Below are 24,064 nucleotides of genomic sequence, written 5' to 3'. Positions count from 1 at the left end.
CTATAGCCTTCCTTTTAGATCGAGCAGGTGAGGCATTCCTCGACAGACAGCTTTTTGGTCCGGGTGTAATACAGCGACTTCAAGCCTTTATGCGCCGCATACAGGTAGGAGCGGGCCAGTTCTCTGGTGGAAACATCACTGTTAACATGCAGAACGGTCGAGATACCTTGGTCGATATGGGGCTGAATTTCCGCGATCAGATCGATTACCTTGAACTGGTCCATCTGGTAAGCCGATTTATAGAAAAATACATTGTCCGGCCGCAGGTACGGCATCGGATAATAAGTAGTTGAATTAGCGTAAGTCCGAGTCTCAATCTGCTCGACAATCGGCATAACGCTTGAAGTGGCGTTTTGGATATAGGAAATGCTGGCCGTTGGCGCAATCGCCAAACGGTAAGCATGGTATAGGCCATTTGCTTTTACCGCATCCCGCAATTGTTCCCAGTCTGCTGGGGATGGGATATAAATATCTCCGAATAACGCTTGTACCCTTGGGGTAACCGGACGGTAATCAGTAGTCAGGTAACGCTCAAAATAAGCTCCCGTAGCATAATCAGAAGCCTCAAATCCATGGAAAGATCGGCCCGTTGCGGCAGCGATTTCCATACTTTTCTCCAGCGAGTGGAAATTCATGGTCATAAAGAAGGTCCGGGCAAAATCGCGGGCCTGCTCGCTTTCATAAGCAATGTTGTTCTTAGCCAGATAGCCGTGCAGATTCATGACGCCAAGACCGACAGAGTGCATCTCCTTGTTTGCTTTGGCTACGCCTGGGGCATTGGAAATGCTGGTCATATCGCTAACAGCGGTCAGGGCGATCATGCCTTCATGTACGGATTCACGGATTTTGCCATGTTCCATCACGTTAACAATGTTCAAGGAAGCCAGATTGCAGCTTACATCGCGGCGGATTGTACTCTCCTGTCCGTAGTCGGCAATTTCTGAGGTCTCCTGCAGCTGAAAGATTTCAGTACAAAGGTTGGACATTTTGATCTGTCCGACGTTTTTTAGGGCATGGGCCGCATTGGCATTGCTCTTGTTCATGATATATGGATAGCCGGATTCCAGCTGGATCATGGCAATTTTAGTCAGCATATCCCGTGCGCTCATAGCTTTCTTCTTTTTGACACGTGGATCGGCCAGCAGCTTATCATACATATCATCCAGATCCATATCGTCGAGATGCGTGCCGTAGGCTTTGTACACACTGTAAGGAGCAAATACATGCAGCGCTTCATTGTCCTTCGCCAGCTTATAAAAGCGGTTTGGAATAATCAGGCCGATGGACAGGGTTTTGAGTCTTGTTTTTTCGTCGGCGTTGATCTTCTTGCTGTCGAGGAATTCCAGAACGTCCCAGCCAAAAATGTTGTAATAGGCTGCTCCTGATCCTTTACGTTGACCCATCTGATCTGCATAGGAGAAGCCGTCTTCCATCAGCTTAAGTACTGGAATAATTCCCTTCGCAGCATCCTCAACACCCTTGATGGTCTCACCACGGGAGCGTAGCTTGGATAGGTTGACGGCCACACCGCCACCGATCTTCGACAACTGCATGCAGGTATTCAGCACATAGTTGATGGAATTGAGCGAGTCGTCCATTTCGATTAGGAAGCAGGAGACGAGCTCACCACGCCGGCTCTTACCGGCATTTAAGAAGGTTGGTGTCGCAGGTTGCAGGCGCTGTTCCATCATCGAACGGGCAAGTACCCCGGCAGTATCGGCATTGCCGCGTCCCAGGTGAAGGGCGACTGCCGCCACACGGTCCGGGTAATGCTCCAGATATTGTTTGCGGTCATTGGTTTTTACAGCGTAATCCGTGTAGAATTTCGAAGCTGCCATATAAGATGGAAAACTGAAGTTGTAGGCGTGGGTAATCTGGTAGACTTCTTCAATTTCCGCCGTGCTGTACTGTTCGTAAAAATTCTCGTAGAAATCCTGTTCAATCATATAATCAACCTTGGCTTTTGTATTCGCAAAAACCAGACTCCGGCGCTCTACATCCCGCATAAATTCGGCTACTGCCTCAAGATCTTTGTCTAACTGAAAGAAGCCACTTTCGTCTCTCTTCATCAACATGTTGTTTAATTCAATATGCCGCAACCCGGCTCACCTCCTGTTTAATCCGTTCTACATCGCCAAATGTACCTGATAACTCAAATTTACCGATAACGGGCACGTTATACCGATCTGCAATCAAGTCCGCGCTGTGCGCGAACAGCTCGCCCCAGTTCTTATTGCCGCTGGCGGCGATGCCTTTCAGATTGGCATTATTGTTCATCAAGAAAGTAGACACCTTTTCTGGAATCTGTCCAAAGCCGGTGGTATATGTAATAAGCACATAGGGCTCATCAATCGTCATATGCTCCTCAATCTGCACAGCCGGCAACTTAAGTTTGCTGATGAAGCGTCTGACATTTCCTGTTTTTGAATCATACGCGACTAGCATGGTGTTTGTCCCCCTGTAAATATTAAAAACTATTGAAAATAGTATGAAAACTGAATAGATAAGCTATAAATACTGAAAAATCGCATCTATACTATATTTAGTGTGCGTTGTTTATTTTAATTACTATATGTTGAAAAGTCAATATGGGAACAGTAGTCTTAATAGCTGGGAAAGTGTCTCGTAAGCGGTTTTTTGGTAGACTTTTAGGGCAGAAAGACCGGAGTATTAGCATTTTGCTAGTTTAAAAATAAAAATAAAAAAATTGCAGGAATAAGAGGGATACTTAGGGATGCTGCTGAGGGTGATGGCAAGCCAATAAATCTGCAAGGAACAGGGCCTGCTCCTTGCAGATTTATTGGCTTTATTTTTGCGAAGTGAGATTATTCTTAATAATCTCTTGATCTCAAGAACGGTTGTTTACTCCGAGGCTTCGGTCAGATGGTGAATCTGCTTTAAGTTGCTGCATGTATTCCCTGGGGGAAATTCCGGTTACCTTTTTGAAAACTTTACTGAAATAGAAGGCACTCTCATATCCCAGCTTCTGTGAGATTTCGTAGATGCGACCTTCCCCGCGTGCCATCATTTCTTTGGCTGTCGTGATTTTGATCTCCGTGATATATTCCACATAGTTGACCTTGGCAACCTTGGAGAAAAGGTGGCTCAGATAGTTGGGACTGAAATTGAAGACATCTGCCACTTGATTGAGCGAGAGCTTAGTTCCGAGATTTCGTTTAATATACTCTTGGACATTTTTGACGAGCTGCTCCTTGTAGCTTTGTCTGCGGGTAGAGAGGATGTCCGAGCAACCGTCCCTGAACTGGATCAGCCAGCCGGCGATCTCTTCAATCGTATGCATCTGGTAGATAGCCCGGTAGCCCTCCGGTTCATTTTCGAAAATTTGCTCCACAATGTTCTCGCCGTCTGCGAGTAGTGAAGTGGCCATGTACAGAATGTTGCAGGCGGCATCAGTGGCGGGAACCAGCAGGTCGGCCCGGCCGTCGAAGATTTCGATCATTTTGGAGATAATGGCGTATAAAGCTTGGGTATCCATTTCTTCAAAAGCACGGCGGATCTCTGTACGCAATTCGGAGAAATCAAACAACAGATGATCCTGCTCCAGCGACTCTCCTTCGGCAAAAAACACAAACGACTGTGCTTTAACCGCAGCAGGAAGCGCTTTTCGCGCAGCGAGGTAGCTTTCCCGCAGCAAATAAGGATCCTCGACCGCAAAGCCGATCGCGCCGATGATCCTTACATTGAAGTAGTTATGGAGTATGGAGGCCATATGGGTCAATAGCATTTCAATCTCTGGCATCCATTGCCGTGAATCCGTCCCGTTGACGGGCAGGGTTACAGCAAAATTGCGCAAGTCCAGACTGGTCACATAACAAGGTCTTATGGAAGTAAGCGTATCTTTGGCCATTTGGACGGTACTTGAGCACAGAGCAACCATTTTATCGCCGCGGGGCGGGACACTGTCTGGCCCCAAAATACGGCAAGTGCAGACTAGATATGCAGGTTCCTTGAGCTCAAGGTTTAAATCATCTCTCTGTAGAAGGTACTGGTTTTTATTTGCGAATAAGTTATTGAACAGGCGGATGAAAAATTTATCGCGTTGGGCTTGTAGATTGCCTCTATGAGCAAGCATAGGATAGCTGTCTAGGGTTTGAAAAGCCTCCAATTGGGAAATTGCTTTCCGAATGGAGGCATCAAGTGCCTCTGGTGTCAGTTCTAGCTTCACTAGATAATCTGTAGCCTGCACTTCAATCGCTCCACGTGCGTATTCGAATTCCTCGTAGCTTGTTAAGATGATGAACAGCGGAAGCCGGCCGTGTTTTTTGCGTACCGCACTGGCAACTTCTAAGCCGCTTTTAATTGGCATTTTTATATCGCTGATTACGATGTCAGGACGGAGGGTGTCAATCATTTCTTCCTCTTGAGCCCCGTTGTGTGCAATGCCGACAATTTCTATATTATATTGCTCCCACTTCAGCATGGACTGCAAACCGATACAGACCAGCGCCTCGTCATCAGCAATTAACAACTTGATCAATTCCATCACATCCTTGCTTGGTATGCTACTCTATTCCTTTTGCAGGAACGGCAGAAGAATCTTCATCCGGGTATATTGGCCCGGCTCACTCTCAATCGAAAGACCGTAATTTTCTCCAAATGCCAGGCGCAAACGTTCATTTACGCTGCGGAGTCCAATATTCTCGGGCATTTCTTTGCTTCCCTCACCTGGATTTGACAGAATCGTGGAGATTTCTTCTTCCTTCATCCCTACACCATTGTCTTCAATCGTAACTAGAATATCGGCGAATCCACTTTTGGCCACCTTAATGAGAATTTCTCCTCTGCCTTTGGGCTCAATGCCATGGAAGATGGCGTTCTCGACCAGGGGCTGGAGCGTGAATCGTGGAATTAGGCCGGTTAGCAGTTCCTCGTTGTCAATCTCCTTCACCATAGAGACCGTACTGCCATAGCGGTATTTCTGAATCAGAAAATAATCATCCAGCAGGCTCAGCTCATCTTTTAGCGGCATTAGTCTACGGTTGTCTTTGGCGATGCTGCGCAGCAGTCTGGATAGTGAAGTGGTCATTTCCGCGATGCCGGTAGCATTCTGAATTGTAGCCATCCATTTGATCGAATTCAGTGTGTTGTACAGGAAATGGGGATTAATCTGACTTTGCAGCATCCGGTATTCCAGCTCCTGCTTCTGTTTCTCGTCAGCGAGCCGGCTGTCCATAAGCGCTACGATATCTTGGGACAGGCGGTTAATGCCCCGGCCGACATCGCCAAGCTCGCTGTTCCATTCGATATTGCGGTCCAGCAGGAAATTGCCCTGGGCGATCTTATCAATCCGCTTCTTCAGTTTTTCCACCGGAAGACTGATGGTACGGGTAAGATACAGCGTAATGATAGCGCTTAAGACAATAACCAGGAGACAGACGCCGAGCATAACCAGAATCCATATATTTGTCTTGGGAGCGAACAGGTCATTAGATAAAGTCTGTGACAGAATGACTCCGCTGCGTACGGGATAAGATACCACGATATGGCTCTCTTTCTCGTCCTCCAGCTTGACCATGGACAGCTCGGTTTGCGGACCGACAGGTTTATCATTGGTATAGGCCACCGGTTCATACGGCTCTGCAATGGCGATGACCTGATCGCCGATGAGCTGATAATGATGATTGCCGAGCGTTAGCAGCAGCCGGGAATTCTTCGGAAGGGAGTACCCTTTCAGCTTGTCGGTAATAACAGTGGTATTCGCTAACAGGTACACTGTTCCAACGCGGGAAGCTCCTTTGCCGTAAATAGGAAAAACAAAAGGAATTCCGTTCGTGTTGGAGAGCGGATCCTTGATCACCCGGTCCCATTTCTCCTCGGCATCGTTGCTAAGGCCGGTAATTTGACCGATATTGTGTATGGTAAGCGGAACAGAGGTGCCGGTTTTATCTACCTGCAGAAACTTTCCGTTGCTGTCCGTAACAATCAGACGGCGGGCATAGCTGTTGGAGCGGTTGTTCAGGAAGTCCTGCTGCATCGAGTTGAATACATTAACTGCTTCCTTAGAGCTAGCCTTAGGGGAACTGAAATAGTCCGTGATCAGGGTATTAGTAGAAGAGTTAGTGCTGCAGGTCATCGCCAGCGATGACAGGTCAATTAAATCCTGTTCAATAATATGGGATACCAGCTGCAGATTGAACTCGGTCGCCTGGATGGTTGTTTTACGCTGATAATAAGTAATTAATTCATAGCTAAAAAAAGACAGCAGCGACGCTATCAGCAGTGCGAATACGGCCATGAGCAGAATAATGCGACTTTTAATGGTGGATTTTCTTACCGTATTTAACACTCCTCTACAAAATGTGAAAACATATAAAGCGTTTTCATATACCATAGCATATTCCTGCGTTCCGATACAGAGGGAGGTACATAAGCTGAATATTTTACATGTTTTAGATAGAAAATTACAGGTTTGAATCCGAGCAGGGAAGAAGAACACAGAAAAGTGAATGAACTTTGTTTGATAATGCATGCCATTCTTGCGAAAAAAGCTATAAACTTTGAACTAAGCTCAGATGAGCCGATCGTAGTTACACAATCAGAAGAAAAGGGGATATTTAAATGAAACTGAAAAGATTCTATGGCATAACTCTCGCCACAGTATTCTCCATGAGTCTGCTGGCTGGATGTTCTGGTAATAACAACAACGAAGGTGCTGCTGCAACGACAGCTCCAGCAACGGGGAATTCTGCAAACGCTTCCGCTGAACCGAGCCAGGAGCCTGTGACTTTGAAATGGGCCTTGTGGGATTGGGAAGCTACCGCTTACTACAAGCCACTAATCGATGCCTATAAAGCTGAGCATCCGAATGTAACGATCGAATATGTCGATTTGGGGTCGACGGACTATATGACTATGTTAAGCACACAACTGTCCGGTGGCGCAGATCTGGACGTACTTACAATTAAAGATATTCCGGGCTACTCGAACCTTGTGAAACAGAATCACCTGGAGCCGCTTAAAAACTTTATGAGTGGCAACGCGATTGATCCTTCGGTATATGGAGGTACTGTAGAACAAATCGAAGTGAACGATGAGGTGTATGCGCTTCCTTTCCGCAGCGATTTCTGGATTCTCTACTACAATAAAGATTTGTTCGACAAAGCAGGCGTGGAATATCCAAGCAATGATATGACATTCGAGCAATATGATGAGTTGGCCAGAAAAATGACTTCCGGCAGCGGTTCTGAAAAAGTGTACGGAGCTCACTACCATACTTGGCGTAGTGCGGTTCAACTGTTCGGTATTCTGGACGGCAAGAACACTGTTGTTGACGGAAACTACGATTTCTTGAAGCCAACCTATGAGCGGATCCTGAAAGAACAGGAAGACGGCATCGTAATGGATTACGCCACACTGAAGACTTCAAGCACGCACTATTCTGGCGTATTCTACAATAATTCCGTTGCTACTATGAACATGGGCAGCTGGTTTATCGCTACACAGATTGAGAAAGTGAAGAGCGGCGAGTCCCAATCGGCTAACTGGGGCATTGCGAAATACCCTCATCCGGATGGTGTGGAAGCCGGTACAACCCTGGGTACAATTACTTCTCTGGCTGTAAATCAGAAATCCAAACATAAAGAAGCAGCACTTGATTTCATGAAATTCGTGACTGGTGAAGAAGGCGCTAAAGTTATTGCTTCCACCGGAACCATTCCAGCGATTAAGAATGATGAAGTTATCAATTCCATTACTTCCATCGAGGGCTTCCCTGCGGATGAGAACAGCAAAGCGGCACTGACTACTGTTAAGACTTATCTGGAAATGCCTATGCATGAAAAAAGCGCGGACATCGAAGTTATTTTGAATGAAGCGCATGACAATATTATGACTAAAAATGCTTCGATTGACGAAGGTTTGGATGATATGAATGCTCGCGTACAGCAGCTCTTGAATAATTAACCTTAAGAGAGCCAGCTCTAAGGGCGGGTGAAAGCCCGCCTTTTATATTAAAAAGTATAGATTTGTGGGGAAGTTTTAGAAGGTTTGGAGGAGAAAGAATGCAGAACGAAACCATATTGGGTACAAAAAAGATCCCTAAACGTCATTTGTCAAAAGGTGTCCGGGAAAACCTGGTAGCTTACAGCTTCATTGCGCCGAACTTTATCGGATTTGCCCTGTTTACGCTGGTACCCATGTTTTTTGCCTTTATCCTTGCTTTTGTGAAATGGGACGGGGCCAATCCAATGAAGTTTATCGGGCTGGACAATTTCACCCGGTTGATCAGAGATACAACATTTCACAAAGCATTATGGAATACCATTGTTTACACTATTGGCGTAGTACCGTTCACCATGATTGTCGCGCTGGCGCTGGCGATTCTGCTTAATCAGAAGATAATGGCCCGCAATTTCATGAGAACCGTATTCTTTTTCCCTTATGTAGCATCCCTGGTAGCCGTTGCTGCCGTATGGAACTTTATCTTCAGCCCTACGATGGGTCCGATCAACAATATCCTGCATACCCTTACCGGTATCCCGCTGGAGGATCTTCCCCGCTGGGCAGCGGATAAACACTGGGCGATGTTTACAGTAATACTGTTTACAGTGTGGAAAAACATGGGTTATTACATGGTTATTTACTTGGCAGGTCTTCAGGGCATCAACCCTGAATTGTATGAGGCTGCTGAACTTGATGGTGCGGGCGCGTGGAGAAGATTCCGCAATGTGACGGTCCCTCAACTGGCGCCTACCTCTTTCTTTGTTCTGATGATTCTAGTCATCAATTCGTTCAAAGTCTACGATATCTTTATCAACCTATTTGCCGGCGCCGATAACCAGTTGAATGATTCTACAAGGGTTATGGTGTATCAAATCTACAATACGGCGTTCCGCTCGCTTGATTACGGATATGCCAGCGCCATGGCCATTGTATTGTTTCTGCTGGTACTTGGCATCACCATCGTCCAGTTCCGCGGCGAGAAGAAATACGGACAATAGGAGGATTCAAAAGATATGGTTGGTAAAAGTAAAGGACTTAGAATCAGCATTATGGTTCTTGTGTATATTTTGTTGTTTGCGACAGTACTAGCGATGCTGGTTCCGTATATATGGATGTTGTCTTCTTCACTCAAGATGAACAAAGATGTGTTTTCCTTCCCAATGCAGTGGATTCCACAGAATCCGCGCTGGGAGAATTTCGCGGATATCTGGACACGGATTCCGCTGGGCCGTTTTATTTACAATACGGCGAAATTATCGATTATCGTAACGATTCTACAACTACTGACTTCCAGCTTTGCTGCGTACGCGTTCTCCAAACTGCATTTCCGGGGAAAAAACATTCTATTCCTTGGATATATTGCAACAATTGCGATCCCTTGGCAGGCTTACATGGTGCCGCAATTTATCCTGATGCGTTACATGGGGCTTAACAACACGCATTTGGCAATCATACTGCTGCAGGCATTCTCGGCATTTGGAGTATTTCTGATGCGCCAGTTTTATCAAGGTGTTCCGGATGAATTATGCGAGGCTGCCCGTATTGACGGCTTGAGCGAATATGGAATTTGGGCGCGAATCATGCTGCCGTTGTCCAAGCCAGCATTGTCTACATTGACGATCTTCACCTTTGTCGCTACCTGGAATGACTTCCTGGGGCCAATGATTTATCTGACAGATACGAAACTCAAGACCATCCAAATCGGACTAAGAATGTTCATCTCGCAATATTCCGCCGAATATGGCCTGATTATGGCTGCAAGTGTGGTGTCCATTATTCCGGTTGTGATTGTTTTCCTGGCTCTGCAAAAGTACTTTGTACAAGGTGTTGCAGCATCGGGCATTAAGGGCTAGAACCGTATTTGACCTGGCAGTTGCATGCTTCATAGGCTGCCAGGTTTTTTTATAAGTCAAAGGGGTCAGTATAACTCTAGTAATTATTCATTTAACAATGAAATGAATACGCTTTCTTTTATTATTGGCCATCAAAGGAGGAGAAGAGAATGAACAGAAAGCACTTTCGAAAAAGGCTTTTCTCAATAACGATGACTACTGCGCTCGTAGTTGGGATGTTTCCGGCATTCACTCTGCCTGCAGCCTCAGCTGCTACCGTAAATTCTATCTACGCTGCCGCCCATATGGGGGCTACAACAATTGCAGATACTACTCTGCCAGCCAGCATTGATATCGGAGGCCAGAGCACAGCAGTGAACTGGAATATTGGAGCAGATACCTTTGCCGTGCCATACGATGCCGTGACCGTCAGCGGTACAGCAAACGGGGGGCCGGTCGTTGCCAGTGTGGAAGTTATTCCGCCCGCAAGTAATCCGTTGGTTTACTTTGTGGATAGCGGCAGAGGGGGCGATTCCGTAGGCAACGGGCCTACTTCCTCGCCGCTGTACGAAGCGGTCCGTACGCTGAGCGGCAGCGTTTTGCTCAACCAGTCACCCGACCAGAAGTATATCAGCGGTACGGCGGACTGGGGATTTGATGATTCCGTAAACAAGGTCAAGAATTCTAAAGACGGGGGACTTACCGATCCAGCTACCGATCCGTCCCTATGGACTGTCGGACTTCGTGCCGACCCTGCCAGCAATCATATCGTGTATAAATTAAAAGCGCTTGAAGCTGGAACCTATACGCTCAGCAGCGGTTTTCATGATTGGTACGGCAGCCGCTCCCGTGTAATACGTCCTCAGATCGAGTATAAGGATGCTAGCGGGGCAACCAAGAACATCTTGTTTGACCAGTTCAACACTAATGTGACTAAGCTAATTTCAGGCGAATTCACTATTCCTGGAGACATTGACGTTAGTAGTCCAATGACGCTGACTTACGCCTATGTTGCTGACGAAAAACCTATTTTGAGCTGGTTCGCCGTTGCCAAGGGCGGAATCAAGAAACAGATCGAAGAGGCTACACAGAGCGCAGCTTCTATGGTCAAGGTTCTGCTTGACGGCAACGATATCCAAGCTGACAATGTCAACGGCCTCACATTCAAGGGGTTTGGCGTACTAAGCGCTAACAGCACCAGTGCGCTTTTGCTGGACTATAAGTCAGAGCATCCAGAGGCTTATGCAGAAATGCTACAGATCTTGTTCGGTGGAGAACATCCGCTCATGACGCATGTGAAAATCGAGATGGGCAATGACCGCAATAACTCCACGGGACCTGACCCGGCGACTATGCGTACGGCTGATGAAGAGGCAAATGTTACCCGGCATCCCGGCTTCCAGCTTGCCGCAGATGCCAAGGCAGTGAACCCTGATCTTAAAGTGAGCATCCTGCGATGGAGTGCTCCGGCCTGGGCGAATAACAACGACAAAATCTATACTTGGTACAAAAAAACCATTCTGGCCGCTTATCGTGAATACGGTTATATGGCCGATTACGTTAATCCTTATATCAACGAGCACGCTCCAGATTTGGCGTGGACCAAACAGTACGCTGAGAGAGTCAAGACTGACAGCGAAGGCTTCAACAGCACCGAAGAGCGGGAACTGTACAACCGGATCAAGTCTGTGATATCCGATGAAGTCGGGATTGGCAGCTTCGGTGCCAGTATGGTGAGTGATCCTTCTCTGCGGGAAGCTGTGCCGATTGCTGGATACCACTACAACACGGACGATGATAGCGCAGGCAATTTCAAAAAACTCGCGGAACAATATGATATTGAGATCTGGAACAGTGAGGCGCAGTCTACCTTCAGTAATTCCTCTTTCCGTCCTAACAACAATATGAAAGATCCTACAGTGGCAGGAACCGGCATTGGTGGTGTCGGCAGTCCGCTGGAGATGAGTAACACGATTATTAAAGGATTCGTTAACTCCCGCCGGACGCACTTTATTTACCAGCCAGCCATTGGCTCCTTTTATGAAGGCGGACAATATTCCTTCAAGGAATTGGTCAGCATGCGCGATCCGTGGTCAGGCTGGATTCATTATGATGCGGGTCTTGTCACTCTGCAGCATTACAGCTGGTTTGCGAATGTAGGCTGGGAGAACGAGGATAATACTGCTGGGATCTGGCGAGCGGTTCCTCAAGCCAGCTCCACAGGTGCGACAGGCACCAATCCGGTCAGCGGCCGCAACGGTTCTCCTAGCTATATAACCCTTGCAGCACCTGATAAAAAAGATTTCTCGACGGTTATCGTGAACGACAGCGAGTATTCCAAAATCTACAAGCTGCAGACAGTCAATATGGCTTATACGGGTAATCCATCCATGGAAGTATGGGAAACCCGTGCCGCTGATGCAGGAGAAGCGTTCAACAGCAATTATATGCAGTATCTTGGAGACGTCACTGCAGACGGTAGCGGGGTATATACCGTTAAGATTAAGCCGTATTCGACCGTGACTGTGTCTACTTTGAAGAACAAGGATAAAGAAGAATATAATACACCGCTGCCTGTAGAAGGCGAGCGTACCGTACTGGATACTGATGCTACAGGAGCGGGACACAGTACTGGGGACAACATTTTGTACGCTGATGATTTTGACTATTCCAAGCAGACTGTTGTGAAGATTGGTGCAGGCGGTCAATCTGAGGGTACCCAGAGCTATATCGAATCCCGCGGCGGTTCCCAAAGCGTTATCCCGCGTTATACCCATGACCGCAACGGGGCATTTGAGGCCTATCTTCCAGAGGGGGCAGACAATTATGTCCTGCGGCAGCAGCTGGACACGGGAACCATGGGGCTTGGCGGCACATGGAACAGCGGAGATCCTGTAACGGCCATCGGCGACAACCGGTGGATGAACTACAAGGCCAGTGTTGATGTTTCGTTCGAAACAAACAATACTCAGGGCGGAGCCAATTATGCTGCGATAGGCGCGCGTTATCAGGGAGGTGGCAGTTCCCACTCCATAACCGGTACACCGTATGTGCTGAAATTCTGGTTCGACGGCGGCTGGCAGCTGCTGGTCAACAATAGTGCAGTAGCGAGCGGAAATGCCGCGAACGGTTCCGGCGGCGTGAAGATCGACGGATTCGATACCGCATATGACGCATGGCATAATATCGCCGTTCAGGTTGCGGGCGATAAAGTGACTGCCTATCTGGATGGGGTGAAGCTGGCTTCCTATACCGATCCTACTCCTGAATTGTCCGGCCGGGTAGATCTGACCAGCGGCTACTATCACGTCCGCTTCGATAATTTGAAGGTGGAGAAGGTTGAGGGCTACACGCCGTATTATTCAGAGCTTCTAGACAATCTTGAAATGTATGACCTGGCTGCGGCTCCGAACCCTAAACTGATATATACCGGGTCGTGGAGCCATATAAACGGAGCGGGCATGTACATTTACCAGCGTTCTCTTTCTACCAGCCAGGCTGTAGACGCTGCAATGGAATATACGTTTGAAGGCACCGGACTGGATATTCTAGGAGCAAATAACGGGTCGGCTAAGCTTGAGGTAACGGTGGACGGAAAAGTCATTGCACTGTCGGCTGATACATTAGCTTCCAAGGAGCTGTACCAGACGTACGCACTCCGCGGGCTTAAATATGGCCAGCACCATGTGCAGATAAAGGTGGTAAGCGGAACTTTGGTTGTCGATGCGGTGGCGGTTGTTTCCGGGGAAGTAACCGGTACTGTAGATACTGCTGCTCTTCAGGCGGCGGTAACAGCCGCGAAAGAAATAAACAAACAGGATGAATATTCGGACAGAGACTGGCAGCTCTTCGTAGATGCACAGAGCGCTGCACAGGAAGCACTGGATAATCCTATTTTATACAAATTGGATCAGGAAGGAGTTACTCAGCTTGAAGCACGCCTGATCTCCGCCCAGAACCAGTTGACTACGGGAGATATACGGGAGCTTGTCGCTCCTCAGGATTTGGCTACTTATACTGGAAAACTGCCGAATCTTCCAGACAAGGTGGAAGCCACTCGGGCAGACGGATCCAAATTGCTGGTATCCGTAAAGTGGAATGTAAATGCGGCCAGCTTCAACAATCCGTATGAACGGGTAGCTGTAACCGGCACTTATGGAAATCTGAAAACAACTTGTTATGTGGAAGTGGTACCGGAGGGGCTCTTATACTTCCTCGATGCTGGTGTATCGGTGGACGGTATCACGCCGCCGTATACATTAATCAAGGATTTTGTAGGTGACAGCTTGCTTAATAACAAGGCGGATCAGCCTTCGACAGGCAGTGGGGTATGGGGGCATACCAGTACTAAGTACCTCCTCAAGGGGCTTGGTGGTGCTGTAGTTCCTTCTGATAAAAGTCAGACAGGTGTTTATGGTTCGGATACAAAAAACAATCCACTTGTATACCTGCTCCCTTTGAACGCAGGCAAATATACGATTACGTCATTCCATCGGGACTGGTGGAACAACACCAACCGCACGATGGATATTACGCTCAGCTACATTGACGCTGAAGGGAAAGAAGTGACCAAACCGGTCCGAACCGGCCTCGTCGCAGGTCCTAATGGCGCTATGATTAACTATGACTTCACGCTTCCGGTGAGCGGTACTGTGAAATACTCAATAAACAATACGTATTCAGGCAATCAGGCTGCATTGATCAGCTATGTGGCTGTAGCTAGAGATAAAGCCAGTGTTGCTAATGAGCAGGCTGTAAATGAGGCTAAGAGTATCATAGAAGGTGCGGTATACAGCGTGCAGAAGGAAGCGGCAAACAGCGAAGAAGCTGTCCAGACTTGGCTGCTTCAGACGATAGGCGCTTTGCCCGGTCTCAATGATACCGGAGTTGCGATCGGTGAGATTACCTTGTCTTCCTTCCAAGAAGCAACCGATGAGACTAACGGCAGCTTCAGCTTTACGGTATCACTGAGTAAGGGAGAGGCTACAGCGGACAGTTCAGCGAGCGGAACAATCAAGCTGCCGGAGCCGGATACTGTTCAGCCTTTGATTACTCTGTTAGGTGATGCGACAGTGAATTTGCACATCGGTTCGGAATATACAGATGCAGGAGCGACTGCTTATGATGACAAGGATGGTGATATTACAGACCGTATAACTACAACAGTTAGTAGTGAAGTATACGGCTTGACTGCTCTCGATACGGCGAAAGCTGATATTTATACCTTCCATTATAATGTCAGCGATTCTGCAGGCAATGCGGCTGAGGAAGTGACAAGAAAAGTAGTTATTGCATTTGATCCGGATGTAATGAAGCCGGTGATTACACTGCTTGGTGAACCATCTATTCAACTGGAAAATGGCGCAAGCTATACGGATGCCGGAGCCACAGCGGTAGATGACCGTGATGGCGACATTACGTTGCACATTGTAGCAACGATTACGAAGAATGAGGAGAATGTACTGGCACTGGACACTAAGGCGGCAGGCATCTACACCTATCATTATAATGTGAGTGATGCGGCGGGCAACGCGGCTATCGAAGTGACTAGAACCGTGACAGTGGGCGAAGCAGAGCAACCTCCGGTAGTGACGCCAACACCAACACCGACGCCAACACCAACACCGACGCCGGAACCGGAGCCAACAACAGCACCAACATCTACGCCGGCGCCAACGGAAGCACCAGTGTGGACGGTAGCACCAACGCCAGCAGTCACCCCGTCCCCGACGCCAACACCGCTTCCGCAGACCGAAAAGGTTCTTGATCGAAAGGATTTCACGGCACCGGTTGGAGGAGTAATAACAGTTCAGCTCACTGAAGCTACAGAATCCGTGCTGCTTCCAGCAGGACTATCAGGAATCATCGGAGAGAACACTCTGCGTCTGGCTTGGAGTAAGGTTGCTATCGATCTGACCCCAGAAGTGCTGAAGAGCATTCAAGAAAAAGCTACTGGAGGTCAAACGGAGGGGGCGCGAATTAAGCTCTCAGCAGTGAAGGTATCCAGAGATGCTGTGGAACAGTTAATCAATAATCGGGCTGTTAATGGTTCCGTACATTTATCTGCGGCAAGTGATGTGATCAACTTCAGCTTGGAGGTTGTTGCTGCGAACGGCACTGCTGTAACGGTAACTGCTTTTGATAAACCGTTGAAACTTACGTTCAACTTAGATCCGGATGCCAATATAAGCTTGCTAGGCAGCTACTATATTTCTGCAAATGGTGCGCTTGATTTCATGGGCGGAACGTTGACTAATGGTAAGTGGACTGCTGAAATAAGGCATTTCAGCCAGTATGCGGTCCTGGAATACGATAAGCTGTTCACGGATGTCAGCAGTGACAGCTGGGCCAGTAATGTGATTAAGACCATGGCCGCGAAGCATATTATCGAAGGCATTTCCAGTACGGAGTTTAATCCGCAAGGGGATGTAACTAGGGCACAATTCGCTGCTATGATTGCACGCGCGCTTGGGCTTAAGGCAGGAAGCCATTCAACATTTGGTGATGTGGATTCCAAGGCCTGGTATGCCGAAGCCGTTGCAGCTGTTAGCGGAGCTGGCATCGTGCTCGGACGAAGTGCAGATTCGTTCTCACCGGATCAGAGCATTACCCGCGAGGAAATGGCTGTGATGATCGTTCGTGCTTATGAATATTTGCAGGGAAGCAAGACCAATGAACCTGCTGTAGGATCGTTCAGTGATTATTCCCGGATTCACGACTGGGCGAAGAGCGCAGCAAACATCGCCGAACAGGCGGGACTAATCAAGGGACGCGGCAATAAGCAATTCGCGCCACAAGAGACGATGACCCGTGCAGAAGGTGCACAAGTTATCTCCAATCTGCTGGGATATTTGTAAGTAGCATTTCAAAGAACCTGGCAGGCTGCATTAAGCGGGCTGCCAGGTTCTTTATAGATTTGGAGAGGCAGGGGAGTGCTTAGGAAATCAGCAGCCGGAAGTCCAACTATTCACCGCAGTTGCGATTACATCTTTTTTTGAAAAATCCTTGAATTTGAGTTTTATAGCTCAGCTCTTTTACCATATTTTCCGGGTGGAATGCCCGTGATGTTCTTGAAGGTACGGATGAAATTGGCATAATCGTTAAAGCCGGACAGATAGCAGGTATCGGATACGGAGTTCCCGGCGGACAAGAGCTGCTTGGATAACGCAATTTTTTTGAGCAAGACGTAACGGTAGATGGTTCCGCCTGTCTGCTGTTTGAACAGATGGCTGAGATAATATTTATCGACGTTCAGATCTCCAGCGATTTGCTCCAGTGACAGATTTAGATGCAAGTGGTTGTCGATATAGCTCATGGCTGATTGAATATGTGAGGAAATAATGCTGGGCACGGTGGATCGGGTACGGCTGTACAGCTCATTGATGAGGACGAGGATCTGAACCAGGTAGGTCAGAGCCAGAACTTCGCTCCCGTACTGCTGATTCTCTAATGTCTCAATCAGGCGGGAAGCAAGGGCTGTATACTCTGCAATCAGCGGTTCATCCATTTGCGCGAGATTATGCTCTCCGGGCTGGCGGTTCTGGAAACAAGCGAGCAGATTTGTAGATGCGGTACAGAAGGGATAAACAAGTGGAGCTTTGAAATGGATTGTCAATCGTTCATAGGGCTCCGGAGATAAATTGATGATTTTATGAATCTCGTGATTGTTGAACAACAGGACATTGCCCCGCTGCAGGGGATAGCTGAACTGATCTACAAAACCGTTCACCTTGCCGCCCAAGAATAGGAAAATTTCATAGTGATCATGGATGTGAAAATCCCTGGTAGGTGAGATCGGCGAATTTCCGATACCTGCCAGAATATCTCCATCGAACGGCTCATAATACTGGGCATGCTTCATTGGAATTGCCCCTTTCAGATTGATCACAATATACGCAATAAAATATCATTATTCGCAAAGACATTGCAATAATACAACACTAAACTATAGTAGAAGATTACGCAATATAACAAGATTCAGGCGGTAGGCAAGAGAAATAGCTGTAGCTGATTAGACGCAATTGAAAGGGTGGAATTGTGCATGAATGGGAAGGAACAGCGTAAATACTGGCTGGATACAATGCTGCTAATCGGGGGGCCTGTGCTGAATGCTTTGGCTGAGCGGAAATTAAAGGAACAGCTGCCTACAGAGTTCCATAGTGACCGGAGCCAGTTTGCCCATTTGGAGGCTTTTGCGAGATTGGCATGCGGAATGGCCCCTTGGCTTGAACTAGAGGGACTTGAGGGTGCGGAAGAACAGCTTAGAGCGCGTTATGCCGGGTTAATGCTGGAAGCCATTGATGCTGCTGTTGATCCGAATTCATCTGACTATATGGAATTCAAGACTGAAGGCCAACCGCTGGTTGATGCGGCATTCCTGGCACATGCGCTGGTACGTGCGCCAAAGCAGCTTGCCGGCAAGATGAGTGCGCGGGTCAAAGGGAACTTAATAACAGCGTTGAAGCAGACACGCCGGACAGCGCCAAGCGGAAGCAACTGGCTGCTGTTCAGCGCAATGGTTGAAGCCGCTTTGTATATTCTCGGCGATCCTGAATATGACCGGATGCGCGTTGGTTATGCGGTCCATATGTTTATGGATTGGTATAAGGGCGACGGGGTTTACGGGGATGGGAAGGACTTTCACTGGGATTATTACAACAGCTTTGTTATTCAGCCGATGCTGGTGGATGTGGTAGCACTTTTTGAACAGGAGTCGGAGCAATATTCGGCATTGAAACCGCTGATTCTGGAACGGGCACAGCGATACGCTACTGTTCTCGAACGGATCGTTGCACCGGATGGAACCTATCCCTTTATCGGGCGTTCGATCGTTTACCGTTTTGGGGCGTTTCAACTGCTGTCGCAGGCGGCGCTGCAGCATTTTTTGGAGGAAGCATTGCCTCCTGCACAGGTACGCTGCGCTTTGACAGCTGTGATTACGCGAATTATGGAGTATCCGGGTACGCTGGATGAGTCCGGATGGCTACGTCCGGGGGTATACGGTTATCAGCCGGAGCTTGCGGAGACCTATATCAATACAGGCAGTCTTTATTTATGCGCCTCCGTATTCCTCCCGCTGGGGCTGCTCCCTTCCGATCCTTTCTGGTCAGGGGAAGAGATGAAATGGACTTCACTAAAAATTGCAGCCGGTGAGGATGTTATGAGAGATCATGCCTTGGAATAAAAAGTATTCAGCCATATTAGTGAAGAATGAGATGCTTCGCGGATCTGACTGATCTATAAGGAGGAAAAAAGGCATGAATAAACAGATGCTTTTGGAAATAGTGCATAAAATGAAGCCAGTCGATCTGAGCTTGTATTATCCAAAGGGGGATGCGGCTGCTTTTTGGAAACGGGCGTTATCATCGGGAGTACTACAGGCAGATATCAGCGAGATCCGCGCGGAGGCGGTAAGGCTGGACGGGCAGTCTATACCTGAACTGTCGTATACGTTATTTTCCATTTATTCGCGTACGGGTTCGAGGCTGGATTATGAACGGGTCTATTTTGAACGGAGAAGAAGGCTGAATACTTATGTATTTCTGGCTTTGCTGGAGCCGGATCATCCGGAAGTACTGGAGAAGCTGGAGGACATCCTCTGGGCTATATGCGATGAGTACACCTGGTGTCTTCCGGCCCACCTCCCAGCGGATCATAATGCAGCTGATATCAACCGGTATATTGATCTGTTTTCTTCCGAGACCGGATTTACTTTAAGTGAAGTTTTACTTTTGCTCGGGGAACGACTTTCGCAGCTTCTGAGATCCCGAATCCACCATGAAGTAGAGCGGAGACTGTTTCGTCCATTTCTTGTAAATGGTCCTTATGATTGGGAGACAGCGCGGCATAATTGGGCAGCGGTCTGTGCGGGATCAATCGGGGCTGCTGCCTTGCTGTCTGTGGAGGACCCGGCCATGCTTGCGGATATTCTGCTGAGGACAGAGCGCGCCATGTTGCATTACCTGGAAGGGTTCGGTGAGGACGGTGCCTGTCTGGAAGGCCTTGGGTACTGGAATTATGGGTTTGGTTATTTCACTTATTATAGCGATCTGCTCTGTTCCAGAAGCGCAGGCAGACTGGACTGGTTCAAGCAAGAGAAGGTAGCGCAAATCGCGCGCTTCCAACAAAAATGTTTCATTGACGGAAGTCATGTAGCCAATTTCTCTGATTCAGTGCCTCAGGTGCTTGTACATATGGGATTGTCCCATTATCTGGCGGAAGTCTGTACGGATGTCGAACGCCCCCCATCTGCTTTGCGCGCTCCTTACACTGAAGATCATTGCAGCCGCTTTGCACCGGCTTTCCGCAATCTGATCTGGACCAGGGCTGGCAAGGAGGACGAAGCTTGGCGAGCCGCCAGCTATTTTCTCCCTGATGCCGCTTGGCTTGTCTCGCGTCATATGTCGGAGGCGGGTTCATTCGGATTCGCAGCCAAGGGCGGGCACAATGCTGAACCGCATAACCATAATGATCTGGGACATTTCATTCTGAGCGGCCGGGGAGAAATCTACGCATCCGATCTTGGGAGCGGAGAGTATACTGCTGATTATTTTGGGGCTGGCCGTTACCACTATGACTGCAATGGATCGCAGGGTCATTCGCTGCCGATCATTGATGGCCGGTATCAGCTGGCCGGTCGGGAGTTCAGCTCCACAGTGCTGCATGCATCGGCGGCGGAGGAGAATGATGAGCTGACACTGGATCTGACACAGGCTTATCAGGTAACAGGACTACAGTCCTTAATCCGTTCGTTCGTCTGGCATAAAGAGGAACGTCCTCGGCTGGAGCTGACAGATACCTACCGGTATGCGGAAATTCCGGCGAGCTGGACGGAGCGGTTTGTCACCTGGCGTGAGCCTAAGCTTCTTCATCCGGGTACCTTGCTGTTGCCGGGGACTACGGCTCGCGGCGTTGAAGTGACATACGATTCACTGAAAGTTGAGCCGGAGATTACTGTGCATGTGTACCGGGATCATTTTGGCATGGAGAAGCTCTGGTATAGTCTGGACTTCCATGTGCTTCAGCTTGGCGCGGTGGGCAAACTGGTATTCACTTTTCAATTTCTATAAAAGATGGGTCTGAGCTTATAAAAAGTCCTCTATCAGAGGGTAGAGGCTAATTCGAATAAAGGCGGGATTTAGATGAGTAGATTAGTAAAGCAAGCTTGGGTAGACGAGGCTTGGGGCAAAGCCTTGGAGAAGACTAGAACGAACAGCCGGAGAATCGGTGCAGAATTCCCCCATGCCAGTCAAGGCGGCAAATACGTGCTTGAAGCACCAAACTGGTGGACGGCCGGCTTTTGGCCGGGAATGCTCTGGCAGCTCTATGCTGAGAGTGGTGATGAGGATTTGAAAGCGGTTGCTGAGCGGTGTGAGGAACGGCTTGACGAGGTGCTGGATGGTTATGTGAAGCTGGACCATGACCTAGGCTTTATGTGGCTGTTGACCAGTGTTGCGAACTACAAGCTCACGGGCAGAGAAGCATCACGAGTCCGGGCGTTGAAGGCAGCTAACTATCTGGCGGCCCGCTTCAATCTAAAAGGACGCTACATCCGGGCCTGGAATCCATGGAGTGAAGGCGAGGATAACAGTGGGGTAGCCATTATTGATTGCTGTATGAATACCAGCCTGCTTTTTTGGGCTTCCGAAGTAACAGGGGATCCACGTTATCGACATATCGCTGAGGCGCATATGGATACGGTGCTGGAGCACTTCATCCGGCCGGATGGTTCGGTTTATCACATCGTCAACTTCAACCCGGGATCGGGCGAAGTGGTTGAAAAGCTTGGCGGGCAAGGTTATGCGCCCGAGTCGGCTTGGTCGCGCGGGGCAGCCTGGGCGCTCTACGGACTGTCATTGGCCTATCATCATACGGGCAAGCAGAGTTATCTCAATGCATCCAAGCAGGTCGCGCATTTCTTCTTGACCCGTCTGCCCGAAGATCATGTTCCACATTGGGATTTCCGTGCTCCCGGTGAAGTTGGAGAGATTCGGGATAGCTCTGCTGGTGCCTGTGCAGCGAGTGGCTTGCTGTTGTTAGCTAGCCAAGTAGATGACTCGGAGGCGCATGTATATCAGAACGGGGCTATAAGAATTACAGAATCCCTTTATAGGAATTATGGAACTTGGGACAATGCAGAAGAAGAAGGATTGCTGCTTCATGGTACGAGTAACTATCCTGAGAATCGGAATATAGATGTTCCGCTTATCTACGGAGATTTCTTCTATGTCGAAGCGCTAGCCCGGCTAAAAGAAGCCGGACCGTTCTACTGGGAATAGGGGGCATATAATGCAGACTGAGAAGACATTTACGACTATTGCTAAAAATCCGCTAAAGACCCGGGAGGATCTGATCTCTGCTCTTGAACAGCTTACAGATCCGCTTCGGCCGCTCTACAGCAGAGGTGGTGCACGGCTGGCAATCGGCGGAACAGGAGCCAGCTATCCGGCTGCAACTGCAGAAATGGAAGGTTTCTCCCGGGTATTATGGGGCTTAGTGCCCCTGCTCATAGGAGGGGGAGAAAGCGGGCTTTGGGATACTGTGCTGGATGGCATACGCCACGGCACGGATCCTGCCCATGAAGAATACTGGGGTGAAGTTCAAGATTATGACCAGCGTCTGGTAGAGATGGCGGTCTTCGGTTTCGCCTTAGCCGCCATTCCTGAACAGATCTGGTCACCACTTACCCAGAAGGAACAGGAGCAATTGTACAGTTGGCTGAATCAGATTAATTCCCATCCTTGCTATGACTGCAACTGGCTTTTCTTCAACGTGCTGGTTAATGTCGGATTCCGCAGAGTCGGCTGTCCCTACGACGCGGATCAGCTGGAGAATAATCTGAAGCGAATGGATGACTTTTATCTGGGTGATGGCTGGTACAGTGATGGAATTAACGGGCATAGCGATTATTATGTTCCTTTTGCCATCCATTACTATGCGCTACTGTACGCGAAGCTGATGGAACAGGAGGACCCGGAACGTTCACAGGTGTTCAAAGAACGGGCCCGGCTTTTTGCCACCGAATTCTTGGGCTGGTTCGCTCCGGACGGATCTGTCCTTCCTTATGGAAGGAGCTTAACCTACCGCTTTGCCCAGTCTGCTTTCTGGAGTGCCCTCGTCTATGCAGGCGTTGAAGTATTCCCTGTAGGTGTGGCCAAAGGATTAGTACTGCGCAATTTGCGCTGGTGGTTCAGCCAGCCGATCTTTGATGCCAGAGGCGTTCTGACGATTGGTTATACCTACCCCAACTTGGTCATGGCGGAGAATTATAATGCTCCCGGTTCCCCCTACTGGGCGTTAAAGACATTCCTGCCATTGGCTCTCAGCGCGGAGCATCCATTCTGGAAGGAAGAAGAACTGCCGCTGCCGGATATTCCTGCAGTTATAGTCCAGAAGCCTGCGCATCTTGTCATTGTCCGCGAACCTGCTTCCGGCCATGTGGCTGCCTTCAACAGCGGTCATCTATATACGAATGAACACACCCACACGTCTGCCAAGTATGAGAAATTTGTATACTCAACAGGCTTCGGATTCAGTGTGCCTCGTTCCGAATGGGGATTGTCTCAGGGTGCATTTGATTCCATGCTCGCTCTGAGTGAGAGCGGGGACAACTTGTATCGGGTCAGACGGCGGAATATGGAGTCAAGAATTGTGGACAATGTGCTGCACTCCGTCTGGAAGCCATGGACTAATGTTGAGGTTCGGACCTGGATCGTTGCTGGGCTGCCTTGGCATATTCGGATACACCGGATCGAGACCGGACGACCGTTGGACGCCGCAGAGGGCGGCTTTGCGCTTGGTCAGGAAGCAGGGGTGGAACAGCAGATCGGCCTTACAACAGCGGCAGTATCTACAGCATGGGGAACAAGCGGAGTCAAGGGGTTGATCGGCTATGAAAAGGCTGAGCTAATTTGGCCTAATGCCAACACAAACCTGCTTCATCCCCGGACTGTTTTGCCAACACTGACGACTTTCCTTGAACCTGGAATCCACTGGCTGGCTTCGGCTGTATACGGTGATCCGTCAGGAGATTCTTGCGGCGGTATTTTAGAACAATCACCAGAGTCTATATTGAAGGTTGCTTTTGATAAGGACATCATTAAGGTTCTTACGTCTAGTGAAGCGGAATTTATTATCAGAAGAGAGTGAGAATTACCTCTAACAACATCGTGTTAAAAGACAAGTGAATGAGTAGAGTATGACTGATTTCTCGTATAAAAAATAAATTTCTGTGGTTGTACAATTTCCCACGTACAGGCACTTCTAGGCGC

13 protein-coding genes are annotated in these 24,064 nt (G+C 48.6%); 8 read left to right on the top strand and 5 right to left on the bottom strand.

Going from position 1 to position 24,064, the window contains the following annotated elements; translation table 11 throughout:
- Positions 1-14: 14 nt before the first annotated feature.
- The 4 genes from nrdE to MHH60_RS05820 all read right to left on the bottom strand — a co-directional run bounded on the left by nrdE (position 15) and on the right by MHH60_RS05820 (position 6,256).
- Positions 15-2,099, bottom strand: coding sequence for a class 1b ribonucleoside-diphosphate reductase subunit alpha (gene nrdE / locus MHH60_RS05835; RefSeq protein WP_076136294.1), 2,085 nt, complete (start codon positions 2,097-2,099; stop codon positions 15-17).
- Positions 2,086-2,445, bottom strand: coding sequence for a class Ib ribonucleoside-diphosphate reductase assembly flavoprotein NrdI (gene nrdI, locus MHH60_RS05830; protein WP_076136296.1), 360 nt, complete (start codon positions 2,443-2,445; stop codon positions 2,086-2,088). Before nrdI ends, nrdE begins: the two co-directional genes overlap by 14 nt.
- A gap of 403 nt (positions 2,446-2,848) precedes the next feature.
- Complete coding sequence (locus MHH60_RS05825) at positions 2,849-4,498, bottom strand: helix-turn-helix domain-containing protein (RefSeq protein WP_076125388.1); 1,650 nt, start codon at positions 4,496-4,498, stop codon at positions 2,849-2,851.
- Between the two features lie 30 nt (positions 4,499-4,528).
- A complete protein-coding gene (locus tag MHH60_RS05820) occupies positions 4,529-6,256 on the bottom strand; it encodes a sensor histidine kinase (protein ID WP_232061178.1) in 1,728 nt (575 codons plus the stop codon).
- 323 nt (positions 6,257-6,579) lie between these two features.
- Between MHH60_RS05820 and MHH60_RS05815 the strand changes: the two genes are divergently transcribed.
- From MHH60_RS05815 to MHH60_RS05800, 4 genes are all read left to right on the top strand, one after another.
- Positions 6,580-7,923, top strand: a complete 1,344-nt coding sequence (locus MHH60_RS05815) for an ABC transporter substrate-binding protein (protein ID WP_076136298.1) — start codon at positions 6,580-6,582, stop codon at positions 7,921-7,923.
- A gap of 98 nt (positions 7,924-8,021) precedes the next feature.
- Positions 8,022-8,960, top strand: coding sequence for a carbohydrate ABC transporter permease (locus MHH60_RS05810; protein ID WP_036675858.1), 939 nt, complete (start codon positions 8,022-8,024; stop codon positions 8,958-8,960).
- Between the two features lie 15 nt (positions 8,961-8,975).
- Entirely contained in the window at positions 8,976-9,815 is an 840-nt protein-coding gene (locus MHH60_RS05805; protein WP_081383301.1) for a carbohydrate ABC transporter permease, read from the top strand.
- Between the two features lie 149 nt (positions 9,816-9,964).
- Positions 9,965-16,651: an S-layer homology domain-containing protein gene (locus MHH60_RS05800; RefSeq protein WP_143766731.1), complete on the top strand. Its 6,687-nt coding sequence runs from the start codon at positions 9,965-9,967 to the stop codon at positions 16,649-16,651.
- A gap of 161 nt (positions 16,652-16,812) precedes the next feature.
- Here the strand turns inward: MHH60_RS05800 and MHH60_RS05795 are convergent, their stop codons facing one another.
- Positions 16,813-17,655, bottom strand: coding sequence for a helix-turn-helix domain-containing protein (locus MHH60_RS05795; RefSeq protein ID WP_076136299.1), 843 nt, complete (start codon positions 17,653-17,655; stop codon positions 16,813-16,815).
- Between the two features lie 180 nt (positions 17,656-17,835).
- Between MHH60_RS05795 and MHH60_RS05790 the strand changes: the two genes are divergently transcribed.
- From MHH60_RS05790 to MHH60_RS05775, 4 genes are all read left to right on the top strand, one after another.
- The gene (locus MHH60_RS05790) at positions 17,836-18,978 is read left to right on the top strand and encodes a DUF2264 domain-containing protein (protein WP_076136300.1); all 1,143 of its coding nucleotides are present in this window, start codon (positions 17,836-17,838) and stop codon (positions 18,976-18,978) included.
- A gap of 73 nt (positions 18,979-19,051) precedes the next feature.
- Positions 19,052-20,863, top strand: coding sequence for a heparinase II/III family protein (locus tag MHH60_RS05785; RefSeq protein ID WP_076136302.1), 1,812 nt, complete (start codon positions 19,052-19,054; stop codon positions 20,861-20,863).
- Positions 20,864-20,935: 72 nt separating this feature from the next.
- The gene (locus tag MHH60_RS05780) at positions 20,936-22,072 is read left to right on the top strand and encodes a glycoside hydrolase family 88 protein (RefSeq protein WP_076136304.1); all 1,137 of its coding nucleotides are present in this window, start codon (positions 20,936-20,938) and stop codon (positions 22,070-22,072) included.
- Positions 22,073-22,082: 10 nt separating this feature from the next.
- Positions 22,083-23,942: a DUF2264 domain-containing protein gene (locus MHH60_RS05775; RefSeq protein ID WP_076136306.1), complete on the top strand. Its 1,860-nt coding sequence runs from the start codon at positions 22,083-22,085 to the stop codon at positions 23,940-23,942.
- The last annotated feature ends 122 nt before the right edge of the window (positions 23,943-24,064 follow it).

Source organism: Paenibacillus sp. FSL H7-0716, assembly GCF_038002705.1.
Taxonomy (GTDB): Bacteria; Bacillota; Bacilli; order Paenibacillales; family Paenibacillaceae; genus Paenibacillus_AQ; species Paenibacillus_AQ odorifer.
Note: the sequence above shows the minus strand (reverse complement) of the source record. Positions and strands in the feature narration are given on the sequence as shown.